General features: G+C 55.4%; 10 protein-coding genes. 8 read left to right on the top strand and 2 right to left on the bottom strand.

Annotated elements, in window-relative coordinates:
- Positions 1 to 115: 115 nt before the first annotated feature.
- The 8 genes from DTL42_RS09365 (at position 116) to DTL42_RS09330 (ending at position 11,103) form a co-directional block, all read left to right on the top strand.
- Positions 116 to 772 (top strand): DUF6580 family putative transport protein, encoded by a 657-nt coding sequence (locus DTL42_RS09365; RefSeq protein WP_114368433.1) that lies wholly within the window; start codon positions 116 to 118, stop codon positions 770 to 772.
- A 99-nt stretch (positions 773 to 871) separates the two neighbouring features.
- Positions 872 to 2,251, top strand: coding sequence for a TrkH family potassium uptake protein (locus tag DTL42_RS09360; protein ID WP_114368432.1), 1,380 nt, complete (start codon positions 872 to 874; stop codon positions 2,249 to 2,251).
- Positions 2,252 to 2,258: 7 nt separating this feature from the next.
- Positions 2,259 to 2,924 (top strand): potassium channel family protein, encoded by a 666-nt coding sequence (locus tag DTL42_RS09355; protein ID WP_114368431.1) that lies wholly within the window; start codon positions 2,259 to 2,261, stop codon positions 2,922 to 2,924.
- A 413-nt stretch (positions 2,925 to 3,337) separates the two neighbouring features.
- A complete protein-coding gene (gene glgA / locus DTL42_RS09350; protein WP_114368430.1) occupies positions 3,338 to 4,819 on the top strand; it encodes a glycogen synthase GlgA in 1,482 nt (493 codons plus the stop codon).
- A 27-nt stretch (positions 4,820 to 4,846) separates the two neighbouring features.
- Complete coding sequence (locus tag DTL42_RS09345; protein ID WP_114368429.1) at positions 4,847 to 5,866, top strand: galactose-1-phosphate uridylyltransferase; 1,020 nt, start codon at positions 4,847 to 4,849, stop codon at positions 5,864 to 5,866.
- A gap of 165 nt (positions 5,867 to 6,031) precedes the next feature.
- Positions 6,032 to 8,206, top strand: coding sequence for an alpha-amylase/4-alpha-glucanotransferase domain-containing protein (locus tag DTL42_RS09340; protein ID WP_114368428.1), 2,175 nt, complete (start codon positions 6,032 to 6,034; stop codon positions 8,204 to 8,206).
- A 299-nt stretch (positions 8,207 to 8,505) separates the two neighbouring features.
- Positions 8,506 to 9,720: a TlpA family protein disulfide reductase gene (locus DTL42_RS09335; protein WP_158545294.1), complete on the top strand. Its 1,215-nt coding sequence runs from the start codon at positions 8,506 to 8,508 to the stop codon at positions 9,718 to 9,720.
- Between the two features lie 210 nt (positions 9,721 to 9,930).
- Positions 9,931 to 11,103, top strand: a complete 1,173-nt coding sequence (locus DTL42_RS09330) for a TlpA family protein disulfide reductase (RefSeq protein WP_114368426.1) — start codon at positions 9,931 to 9,933, stop codon at positions 11,101 to 11,103.
- 88 nt (positions 11,104 to 11,191) lie between these two features.
- On the opposite strand, the gene DTL42_RS09325 is transcribed toward DTL42_RS09330, so the two are convergent.
- Together DTL42_RS09325 and DTL42_RS09320 are read right to left on the bottom strand one after the other, a co-directional pair.
- Positions 11,192 to 11,464, bottom strand: coding sequence for a hypothetical protein (locus DTL42_RS09325; RefSeq protein WP_114368425.1), 273 nt, complete (start codon positions 11,462 to 11,464; stop codon positions 11,192 to 11,194).
- Between the two features lie 79 nt (positions 11,465 to 11,543).
- Positions 11,544 to 13,013, bottom strand: a complete 1,470-nt coding sequence (locus DTL42_RS09320) for a DUF1501 domain-containing protein (protein ID WP_114368424.1) — start codon at positions 13,011 to 13,013, stop codon at positions 11,544 to 11,546.
- Between the last annotated feature and the right edge of the window lie 16 nt (positions 13,014 to 13,029).

Raw genomic sequence — 13,029 nt, 5'->3', positions numbered from 1 at the left:
TTACATTTTAGGCCGCTTTTTAATTGAACAGGTGACGCGGTTGACGTTTAGGATGCTTCGGGGCGATACTTGAATAGATAATTAACCCCACACGTGGATGCCACAAAGTAATAGCATGTCCGACGCAACCCAAACTTCGACCAACCGAATTCACTCGCCACGTATCTGGACGATCGTTGGTTTATGCTTGGCATTTGCGGTGGGGGTGAAGCTACTCCCCTACTTACTGACTGCCGCCGGAGTTCAAGCCGAGTGGTATTCGCAAAGCTATCTCTGGTCGTTTACCCCCTACTTGGCGGTCTGCCTGTTTGCTGGAGCGATGCTTGGCAATCGCTGGGCGGCTTGCGGGGTCGTGCTGGCTTCGATGCTGCTTAGTGACTTAGGCATCTGGGCCATCAGCGGCCACTTTAATTGGGCGTTCTATCCGAGCCTGCCAGTGATGTACTGCTGCATCTTGGGCGTAGTGGTACTGGGATACCTGATGCGTGAAGGGGGAACCTGGGCCGGAGCAGTCACCATGGGCATGATCGCTAGTGTCGGTTATTTCGTGGTGACGAACTTCTTCAGTTGGATCACCCTGCCCGAGTACAGCAAAGACCTCAACGGCTTCGTTCAGTGCTATATAATGGCGATCCCATTCTTCCGTAACATGTTTATGGGCACCATTTTCTACTCCGCAATCTTGTTCAGCCCGGCCATGTTAAAGTTGGCGATTCCAACGACAATGCGAGATGAGTGGATCTCTAACCCGGAGCAAGCGTCCTCGCGTTAGTCGACCGTTCCCCGTTGACGGCAACGGACTGGTGCCTGATAAAGTGATCGCCCCAAAGCTCTGCGTCACGAAGATTCGCCTCTACTGGGCATTGCCGCTATGCCACAATTGACTGGCTCGATCGTCAAGTATCCGGCCCGTAACCTGGTCGTTTGGTACCTGGCTCTTATCTTGATTGGAACCGTTCTGCTGACGCTTCCGTTCAGCCGAGGCGAAGGGGCGGAAGCCATTTCGCGCCTGGATGCCTGTTTCACGGCGACGAGTGCCAGTTGTGTGACAGGCTTGGCGGTTCGCTCGACGCCGGACGACTTCAGCTTTATCGGCCAATTGATCATCCTGATTCTGATTCAGATTGGTGGAATCGGCATCATGACGATCACCACCTACACGTTGTTCAATCTGGGCAATAAACCAAGTCTCCGAGCCCGTGCGATCTTAACCGAGACCCTCGGGGCCAGCGATGACGCCGACCTGAAATGGATTTTGCGGCACGTTCTGCTAGTCACGGTACTAAGCGAAGGTGCTGGCTTTTTGATTCTGCTGGTACGCAACCTCTATCTCTACGACAGCTTCGTTGAATCGGCCTGGCACGCGTTATTCCATTCGATCTCGGCGTTCTGCAACGCTGGCTTCGCCCTGCATAACGACAGCCTGGTTGGCTTTCAGGGCGACATTGTCGTCAACCTGACGATCGCGGCCCTGATCATCGTTGGCGGAATCGGCTTTCCCGTGATGCTCGACTTGAACAAAAACTGGCGGAAAGGGTTGCTCGAAGGATGGGCAAGCTTACACATTCACTCTAAGTTCATGCTGATCGGAACGACATGCCTTTTGCTGGGCGGCTTCGTCGGGACCCTGATGCTGGAATGGGACGGCGTGCTTGCCGAGATGCCGCTCTGGAAGAAGCTGTTGGTTTCCGGCTTTCATTCCGTCACCTGCCGGACGGCGGGCTTTAACACGATCGAGTTGTCTTCGCTGACCAACGCGACTCTTTTCATCTCGATGCTGTTGATGCTTATCGGAGCCGGGCCCTGTTCGACCGGGGGCGGTTTTAAGGTTTCGACCGTGATGGTAATGGCCGTTCACGCCTGGAAAACCTTCCACGGCATGACCCGTGTCAACTTCGCCCGCCGAACCATCCCCGAGATTGTCACGCAACAAGCTACCGCCACGGCCCTGCTGTTCACGGTGATCGCCATAGCTGCCCTGACCGCGTTGCTGGTCTTCGAGCAATCGAGCGTTCCGCACCCGAAAAGCCAAGGCCTGTTCCTCGACGCCGCCTTCGAGGTGGTTTCGGCTTTGGGAACGGTAGGCCTTTCGACAGGCTTCACTGCCTCGCTTTCCACGGCAGGTAAAATCATCATCATTATGCTGATGTTCCTAGGCCGGTTGGGCCCGATTTCGGTCTTTGTGGCCCTTTCCCGCACCCAACGCCAAACGCCAGTTGAATATCCCAAAGAAGAACCGCTCATAGGATAAGCACGCCATGCCACCCGTTAAACACTTTTATATCCTGGGGCTCGGCTCGTTTGGGAGCGCATTGGCCAAGCGGCTGAAGAAAAACGGCTGCCGTGTGACAGGCGTCGACCTTTCGCGCGAAAACGTCGAAGAAATCAAAGACGACCTGTACGAAGCAATCATCGCCGACGCAACCGAGCACGAAGCCCTACAGCATTTGAACCTGAAAGAAGCCAACGGCGTCTTCATCAGCATGGGCGAGGATATCACGCCGTCGCTTCTGGCCACGCTGCATGCGAAAGAACTAGGTGCCAGACGAATCATCGTCAAAGGAGTCACCAAAGACCACGGCAAGCTGCTCAAGAGCCTAGGTGTCGAGCGTGTGATCTTCCCCGAAGCAGAAATCGCGGAAACCTTAGCCGATCGCATGACCTGGCCCAACATCATCGACTACCTGCCGATCGACCCTGAATACAGCTTCATGGAAGTCGCTGTGCCCGATGATATGGTCGGCAAGTCGCTGATGAACCTCAATCTTCGTCAGCAGTACGGCGTTTGGGTTGTCGGCGTTAAAGATCCGATGACCGGCAAGTTGGCCATGTTCCCCGATGGTGGCTACTCGCTGGGGCTCGACCAACTTCTGCTGGTTGTGGGCAAACAAACCTCGCTGGAGCACCTCCGTAACCAAACCTGACACCTCCCCAGACTTCGCCAACACCCCTTCTTCTGCGGTATTTGTTGCTGCAGTTAGCCTCCTATAGAATGAGCTCGTTACCAACACCCCACCCCCTCCTGTTTACCAACCATTCCATTTGAGATTGGTTCGTTACGAACCTATCCCCCACCCGAATGGTTGGATTAATTCAATTCAATCTTCTTCCTGAAGATTTTCGATTGACAGGCCAAACCCCTTGTGGGGTGCGAACTTCCCGCAATGCGAGATAATAAAGGGGCGCGCGCCCCAATCGCCAAAAGATCCTAATCGCCACATTCCACGAAAACCGCCTTTTTTCACAAGGCTATCCCGGGCGCACTTTCTGTGTGTTATTATTTGACGCAACCTTGCTGAATACCGGAAGATAGCCAACGCCACGGAGCGACTCCCTCTTGAACGTTCTCTTTGCCAGCAGTGAGATCTATCCATTCGCCAAGACCGGAGGTTTGGCGGACGTGGGCGGAGCTCTGCCGGTCGCCTTACGCGGGCTAGTAGACCAAGTCACGGTAATCCTCCCCGCATTCCGACACATCTACAAATCTGGCCTCCCTATCGAGGAGCTGCCGATCTACTTCGATGTGCCTGTCGGCGGCCGCATCGCCTCTGGACAACTGCTGAAATCATACCTACCTAATTCCGATGTTCCGATCTACTTCGTCAAGAACGACGAATACTTCGATCGCCCAGAACTCTATCGCGAAGCAGGTACCGACTACCAAGACAACTGCGAACGATTCGTCTTCTTCTGCCGCAGCGTTTTAGAAGCAATTCGCTTGCTGGACCTGCAGGTCGATCTCGTTCACTGCAACGACTGGCAAACCGGTTTAATCCCCGCTTACTTGAACATCGAGTACCGGGCCACACGCGGTTACGAAAACATCGCCAGCGTTCTCACCATTCACAACATGGCCTACCAGGGCAACTTCTGGCACTGGGACATGCTGCTGACCGGGCTCGACTGGAAATACTTCAACATGCACCAGATGGAGTTCTACGGCCATCTGAACTTCCTGAAGACCGGAATTGTCTTCGCCGACGCGATCACCACCGTCAGCCCACGCTATGCCGAAGAAATCCAGTCGCAACCAATGGGTTGTGGCCTGGAAGGTGCTTTGCGGGAACGCAGCAAAGTTTTGACCGGCATTGTGAACGGAGTTGACTACTCTCGCTGGAATCCAGCGACCGACGACGCAATCGCTGCCACTTACGACCGCAGCAACTGGCAAACCAATAAGCCCAAATGCAAACAGGCCCTCCAAGAAGAATTCAATCTGCCCACCAACCCCAAAGCACCGATCATCGGCATGGTGGGACGCATGGCCGACCAAAAAGGCTTCGACCTGGTTGCCAAGGTCATTCGCGAACGAGCGAAGACATGCGATTGCCAATGGGTAATCCTCGGAACCGGTGAGCCGCACCACGAAGCGATGCTGCGAGAACTTAGCTCGATGTTCCCCAACAGAATCGGGGTAAAAGTCGAGTTCTGCGAAGGCAAGGCCCGCCGCGTAGAAGCAGGCGCCGATATGTTCCTGATGCCTAGCTTGTACGAGCCCTGCGGTCTGAATCAGCTCTATAGCCTCAAATACGGTACAGTACCGGTCGTACGCGAGACCGGTGGCCTAGCCGACACCATCACCAACGCCACGCCGGCGGCCTTGGAAATGGGGACCGCCAACGGCTTCATCTTCCGCGAATACACCGCCGAAGCTCTGCAAAATATTTTGGAACAAGCTCTGGTAACCTACCGAGACAACCCAGAAATATGGAAGCAGATTGTCGAAACGGGCATGAGTCAAGACTGGTCTTGGGATCACAGTGCCAAGCAGTACGTTGAATTCTACGAGAAAACGATCCAAGCTCGCCGCAGCATGTAAGCGGCGAACGCCGACAAGGAAGTCGCCGTGAGTCGTAACGCCGGCAACCAGCTTCGCCGAGACCCGCTTCTCGGCTTCCAGGTCGTGATTGCGGAAGGCCGCGAGGACCGACCGCAGCAGTGGAAGCCAAGCATTCCTCCCCCTTCAGCGATGCGTTGTCCCTTCTGTGGCGGCCACGAAGATGCCACCCCACACGAACGTCTCGCTCTACCGGGCAATCTTCCCCGTTCTACCGATCAGATGCCATGGGAAGTCCGTGTTCTACCGAACATCTTCCCTTCGCTTTCCCCCAACTTCCCAGACGAAGTCTTCACAGAAGAAAACCCCCGCTACCCGTCGATCACCGCCAGCGGACTGCAAGAGGTGATCATCGAATCGCCTCAGCATCTTACTTCCTTCGCCCAGCTTCCCGATGTCAATGCGATCCTCACATTTCAGGCCTACCAACAACGGCTCAACGCGATTCGAGCGACCGGACAGTGCCGCTATGTGCAGATATTTAAAAACAACGGCCCCGCCGCTGGGGCGTCGTTGGAACACTCGCACAGCCAAGTCATGGCCACGCGATTAATACCCCCAATTGTCCAACACGAAATTGAGGCCAGCGAAGCTTACTTTCGCACCCACGGCAAGTCGTTTTGGAGCGACCTGATCGCGAGCGAACTGGCAGAAGGATCGCGGATTGTGCATGCCGACGAGAACCTCGTCGCGTTCTGCCCATTCGCCTCGCGCATGCCGTTTGAGCTGTGTGTTTTACCCCGCCACGGCCAGGCCGATTTCGGGGACGCAAACTCTACGCTGTTACAGCAGATTGCCCTATTGTTACGCTCGCTTCTGGTACGAGTGGAAAAGGCATTAAATTTCCCGGCATATAACTACCTGATTCACACGATGCCGTTTGACACATTGGTCGCGGATCACTATCACTGGCATGTAGAGGTTTTGCCGCGCGTAACGGTAAGGGCCGGATTCGAGTGGGGGACGGGTCTCTATGTGAACCCCCTCTCTCCTGAACGAGCCGCTCAAATCCTTCGCGATTCGGCGTGACCAGTACGGATGGTATAACCCGCCAGGTCACCGCCATCCTCTCAGTAAAGTCGTTTGGAAAAGCTAGCTAAAGGGTACCGGTTCTGCCGATTCGTCCTGTATCTTCCCAGGCGACAACCGCCGCATTACCTCCCCGGAATCCAGGATTACTCCCCCGAGAAAATCATGAGCAACACGATTCGTCTGTGCTTGGTCCTGCACAACCACCAACCGATCGGCAACTTTGACGGCGTCTTCGAGCAGGCCTACCAGGATAGTTACCTTCCGTTCCTGGATGTCTTCGATTGCTATCCCGATATCAAAATTGGCTTGCACACCAGCGGGCCGCTGATGGAATGGCTGGACGAACATCATCCTGAATACCTCGATCGCCTGGCCGCTCACGTCAAAAGTGGTCGTATCGAGATCATCGGCGGTGTCTTCTACGAAGCCATCCTGCCTATGATTCCGCCGCGCGATCGCGTTGGCCAGATCGCCAGCTACACCAAGTGGCTCACCGATCGGCTGGGCGCCAAGGTTCAAGGCATGTGGATGCCGGAACGCGTGTGGGAACAACAACTGACCGCCGATATCGCCGATGCCGGAATTCAGTACACGATTCTGGACGACTTCCACTTTAAGAACGCCGGTCTGACACAGGACGAACTGTACGGTTACTACATTACGGAAGAGTACGGCAAGCTGCTCTCGGTCTTCCCCGGCAGCGAGAAGATGCGTTACCTTCTGCCGTTTGCTCCGCCGCAAGATACCATCGACTACCTGCGCGGCATCGCCGACGAATTCCCCAACTCGGTCATTGTGTTTGGTGACGACGGCGAAAAGTTCGGTACCTGGCCCGACACCAAAGAACACGTCTACGATCGCGGCTGGCTGGCTCAGTTCTTTGAACTGCTGACCGCCAACAAAGATTGGCTGCTGACCACCACCCTGGCCGAAGCCACCGAAGCCTTGCCACCAATCGGCAAGACCTACATCCCGGAAGGTAGCTACCGCGAAATGACCGAGTGGGCGATGCCAACTCAGCAGCAGATGGACTACGAAGATCTGGTCCACGACATGGAGCATGACAGCCGCTGGGCAAACATCAAACGCTACATCCGTGGCGGGTACTGGCGAAACTTCAAGATCCGTTATCCCGAAACGGACGAGATGTACAGCCGCGCCCTGAACATCAGCAATCGCCTGGCCGCCGCAGAAGCCAACGGCTGCGATTCGCGTCTGTTGGAACTGGCCAAGCGAGAGCTTTATCGTGGTCAGTGCAACTGCAGCTACTGGCACGGAGCGTTCGGCGGCACCTACCTACCTCACCTACGTAACGCCGTCTACAACCACTTAATCGCCGCAGACAACCTGCTGGATCAAGCCGAACACAAACCAGCTTCGTTCATCGAAGCCGAAGTGGCCGACTTCAACCTCGACGGCCGCCAGGAAGTTCGCCTGGAAGACGAAAAGCTGATCGCCTTACTGGCTCCGGCCTCTGGCGGCACGCTGTACGAACTGGACGTCCGTTCGATCTGCCACAACTTGCTGGCCACGCTGTCGCGTCGTCCAGAAGCGTATCACCGCAAGGTGCTCGCTGGTCCTTCCTCTGCCGGTGGCGAGGTCGCTTCGATTCACGATCGAGTCGTCTTCAAGCAAGAAGGACTCGACAAGATGCTGCAGTACGATAACTACCAGCGCAAGGCCTTGGTCGATCACTTCTTCGACAACAATGCCTCGTTGGAGCAAGTGGCCCACAACAATGCCCTAGAGCGTGGCGACTTTGTCGAAGCCCCGTTCGAGGCTAAGCTGCGACGCAACCCAGATCGCATCCAAGTACAAATGTCGCGTGCCGGCAATGCCTGGGGCATTCCGCTGACGATCACCAAAGGCGTGACCATGACCGCTGGTAGCAGCGTGCTCGAAATCGCCTACCTGCTGGAAGGTCTGCCGCAAGATCAAGCGTTGCACTTTGCCGTGGAAATGAACCTCGCCGGTTTGCCCTCTGGTGCCGACGATCGTTACTTCCACCAGGCCAACGGCAACAAGCTGGGTCACCTCGGCACCCAATTGGACCTGCATGAAGTGCAAGACTTGGGTCTGAAAGACGAATGGCTGGGAATCGATTGCCGCTGGAGCGCCGATCGGCCAACGAGCGTCTGGACGTTCCCGATCTCGACCGTTAGCCAATCAGAAGGCGGCTTCGAGCTCGTCCAGCAAAGCGTCTGCTTGATGCCACACTGGTGGGTCCAAGGCGATGCCGAAGGTCGCTGGAGCGTCGTCATGCAACTCGACATCGACACCGCCCTGGCGGAAAGCCGGATGCCAAAAGCGGAATGTGAAAGCGTGAACGCTGGCTAAGCGAATTGGCACCTCCCAGGTTGCCTTCCAACATCAAAACCGATGAATTCAACGGGTATTGGCCACAAAGTGATCAGTACCCGTTTTCTTTTGGCTACTTCAGCGCAGCCTTGTAGATTTCGGTTTTCGATGCCGCCAAACAAGTCTACAATACGTATCAAATAGCGCGGATCGCTTGAGGGCTGTCGTGCAATCAGGGGCACCAATCAATCCCCCGCCAAGCGTTGGCAAAATGCCTACCAGGCTACGATGACATGCGCAGCCCCCAGTTCACCATTCACCACATAAGGGAGAGAGCGATGAAGTTCGCTTGGCAGATCGGTTTAGCGGCATTCTTGGCATTGGGCCTCGTTGGCAACATCAGCCCAACCTGGGCAGCAGAAGATGCCCCCGCCGCCGAAGACAAACCCGCAGCAACGGAAGAAAAAGCGGAAGAAGCAGAAGCCGACAAGGAATTTGCTCCAGCCTCGGTTGACAAAGGCCTCGCAGAAGTCACCTCGCTCCTTCGTACCGGCGGCCCAGCCAAGCTTGCCCCGAAAGATCGCTACGCGAAAGCGGTTGAGATGGTCGACAAGATGTGGGACATGGACCGGGACGAGGGCGAAAGCCAACGACTAATGATGCTGAAGTTTCAACTGCTGATGACGCTTGATCGCATGGGGAACAAGGAAGCCGGACAAAAGGCGAACAGCTTCCTCGCCAGCGTCAGCGAAGGAAGCGACGAAGCCCTCGCAGTGCAAGCCAGAAAATTAATATTCAGCATCCGGATTAGCAAACTTGCTTCCCTTCCGCCAGAAGAGCAGCAAGCCGCCATCGACGAAATCAAAGGCGAGATCTTAGCAGAGAAACCAACGGAAAAAACCGCTGCATTGGCGACTCAGTTTGCCAGCAGCTTGTCGTACATGCTCAAGTCGGAAGAGTCTGCCAAGGAAATTGGCGATCTGGCCGATCACTTTAAAGACTCTGGCGACGAAAAAGTCGAGAAGGCCGCCGCTTCGTTAATCGGCATGGCCCGACGTATGAGCTTGCCCGGCAAGCCGATCGAACTGACCGGTACGACCCTGAACGGCGAAGACCTCAACTTCCCCGCCGCGTTCAAAGGCAAGACCGTCGTTGTCGACTTCTGGGCGACCTGGTGCGGTCCCTGCATCGCAGAATTCCCGAACATGAAGAAGCTGTACGCAGCCTATCATCCACATGGCTTCGAGATCATCGGCATCAGCCTGGACGATACCAAGCCAGTCGTCGAAAAGTTCGTCGAAGAACGGGAAATCCCTTGGACTATCGTCTGGAACGACAAAGGTGACGAACGTGGCTGGAGCGACGTCAACTCGGTTCGCTACGGCATCACCGGTATTCCGACCATGATCTTCGTCGGCAAAGACGGAAACGTCGTCTCGATCACCGCTCGCGGTCACGAACTCGACAAGCTATTGGCCGAAGCCTACCCCGACGTGAAGTTGGAAGAAGAAAAGCCGGAAGCAGAAGCCAAGGTAGAAAAAGCGGGCCAATAGTTGCCCTTCCCATCGCAGCTTGGCGACCAGCCTGCTTCGCTGCACGATTTTGATAATCGAGATGGCTGCTTATGAAAATAGGCAGCCATTTTTTGTGGTTTAGAATGCAAAGGAGACCATCCGCATCTGTCCTGGTAAGCCAATATTGATCCGCAGCTTGCCAGGACCCCCTTTTGCCCGCTCTCTCATTTCGCATCCAAGGAACATAACATGCATCGAGGCTGGCTCACTTACATTGCAGCACTGCTCCTCATCGGACTCAGCCACGGCTTGCCTGCTTTTGGCGAAGAAGAGACGCCTCCCCCATCCACGGTTACCGCCGAAGACTTTCAGCCAAACTCCTTCGAGGAAGGTCTCACTCAGGTCGAAACCTACCTGCGTGATCAATCTGACAAAAGCGTTTCAACGCAAGATCGCTTGCAGCAAGGGCTCAAGATGCTCGACCAGGTTTGGCAACTCGATTCGGCGGCGGCCCCCAAAAAGAAGCTTATCTGGATGCGATTCTCGCTGCGGATGGGGCTGGCAGGCATGGGCGACGAGAAGAACCTCGACCTCTTAGCTGCCGAGCTAAAAAAGGCGAGCGAACATGAAGACGCCGAAGTTTCTGCGGAAGCCGTCAATGCCGGGCTCACCCTCGAAATGCTGCTTCTGCGGCAGCAGCCACCTCAGCAACGACTGGCGGTATTGAAAGAGAAGGCCCAAGAAATTAAGGCCATGGAAACCGGGCCCCTTTCAGCAAAGCTTGGCATGACCTTAGTTAAGAACCTGGAAATCGTTCCCGATAAAGATCAGGCCGCACTGATGACCGATAGCCTGGCCAGCCACTTCGCGAAATCGTCGGACGAGTCGATTCAAAAAATCGCCACCGACATGCAAGGCTACGCCCGGCGAATAAACTTAAAAGGCAACACCATGCGCGTCGTCGGCAAGAAGCTCGATGGCTCGGACATCAACTGGGCCTCGTACAAAGGTAAATTCGTACTCGTCGACTTCTGGGCTACGTGGTGCGGACCCTGCATTAGCGAGTTTCCAGGCATGAAGAAGCTGTACGAGACCTACCACGAGCACGGTTTCGAGATCGTCGGCATCAGCCTGGACGACTCTAAGTCAGACGTCGAACAGTTCATTGCTGCCCGCGAAATTCCTTGGACAATCATTTGCAACGCTCATGGCGACGATTACCAAGGCTTCTCGGACGAAAACGCCCGCTACTACGGGATCAACGCCATTCCGCAAATGATCTTCGTTGGCCAGGACGGAATCGTCATCGATACCGAAGCACGCGGCGAACGCCTGGAAGAGTTACTGGCCGAAGCCTTCCCCGATGTGGAAGTGCCCCAGGAAACGACGGAAACGACCACCACGAACGTCGTGACCGAGTAATCTCCTGGCAGTCAAAGTCGTCTTTCGCCTGCCCGATGCATCCGAGGGGAAAGAGAAAACCAGAACGGGTTCGTATCTTAACCATCTGTTAAGTGCGAACCCGTTTTCGTTTCCACTGAAGGTAATTGTTTAATTGAGGATGGGCGGCCAGCGTCTCGACCGAATGGTAATGCCGCCCCAACTCCTTCTCGTCCGGCACCAGTTGATGAATCATCTTGTGGCACATCTGGCACACATCGATCGTGTGCTGCATTTGTGCTTTCGAGAAACGATTTTTGAACCATGCCTTGCGATGGCAATGCCGCGGAATGAGATGATGCTCGTTGAACGCTTCATCTCCGCATAATTCACATTGGGGCATGGCCGTGGCACCTCATCGATCTGCCTGACTTCGATAATCCCCGGCAGACACAAAGCAGAGCGACTGGGTTCGCAATTGCTTACGAGAGCAGTTCATGCACCACGTTGCCGTGAACATCGGTCAGGCGATAGTCGCGACCGGCGTAGCGGTAGGTTAGCTTCTTGTGATCGAAGCCCAATGCGTGCAGCATCGTCGCATGCAGGTCGTGGACTGGGACCGGGTTTTCTTCCGCTTTGAAACCGGTTTCATCGGTCGATCCGTAGACCTGACCTCCCTTAATCCCGCCCCCAGCCAACCAGCAGGTAAAGCCGTAATGATTATGGTCGCGGCCGTTAACCTTGCCCGCATTCGACCCCGGTTTCGGCAGTTCGACCGTTGGCGTGCGGCCAAACTCGCCTCCCCACAGAATCAAGGTTTCTTCAAACAAACCCAATCGTTTTAAGTCGGTAATCAAAGCCGAGATTGCCTTGTCACACTGCCCTGCCAAGCGACGATGGTTCACTTCCAAGTCGTCGTGGCTGTCCCACGGTTGGCCTTGATCGTGGAAGACCTGCACGAAGCGAACGCCCCTTTCCACCAGACGACGGGCAATCAAGATCTGCCGGGCCTGGATACCGTCGCCGTACGCTTCCAGCACGTTCTTCGGTTCACGCGAGACATCGAATGCGTCGGTCGCTTCCATCTGCATGCGATAAGCCAACTCGAACGATTGCACCCGCGATTCCAGGGCGGGATCGAAACCACGTTGCTCACGATGCTGAGCGTTCATTTGCTGCAGCAGGTCGACTTGGCGGCGTTGATCTTCCAGCGATAGATGCGAGTTCTTCACGTTCTCGATCAGCTTTTCGACTTCGGTATAACGAGTATCAACGTAGGTTCCCTGATAAACGCCCGGCAGAAAAGCGGACTGCCAATTTTGGGTTTGCTTCGTAGGATAGCCATGCGGGCACATCACGATATAACCGGGCAAGTTCTGATTGTCGGTTCCCATGCCGTACGTCAGCCAACTGCCAAACGCTGGGCGAACGGCAACCGAGGCCCCGCAGTTCATCAATCCTAACGAGGGCTCGTGATTGGGGACTTCGGCTTGCATCGAACGAATCACCGCGATGTCATCGATATGCTGGGCCGTGTGCGAAAAAAGTTCGCTGACTTCGATTCCGCTTTCCCCATACTTCTGAAACTTGAACGGCGAACCGAGTGCCGCACCCGTTTTCCGTTCCGTTCGCAAATTCTCGCCCCCTGGCAGCGGCTTGCCGTGGTATTTGGTGAGCAGCGGCTTAGGGTCGAAGGTATCGACGTGCGAAGGACCACCGGTCATGAACAGGTGGATCACATGCTTTGCTTTTGCGGGAAACTGAGGTGGCTTCGGTGCCAGCGGGTTCTGGTAAGAAGCGGCCTGGGCAGCCGATTCGGCATCAGCCGCCAACAACTTCTCGTCCCCTAACAAACCAGCAAGCCCCATCATCCCTAAGCCGGTCCCCATCCGCGTCAGTAGATCGCGACGATTGAGGCAAGCTTCCGGTCGGTGCGGGTATTGGCTATTCATGACAAACTTCCGATTC

The sequence above is a fragment of the Bremerella cremea genome (assembly GCF_003335505.1).
In the GTDB taxonomy this organism is placed as follows: domain Bacteria; phylum Planctomycetota; class Planctomycetia; order Pirellulales; family Pirellulaceae; genus Bremerella; species Bremerella cremea_A.
The sequence above is the reverse complement of the archived record's forward strand: the minus strand, read 5'-3'. Positions and strand labels throughout refer to the sequence as shown.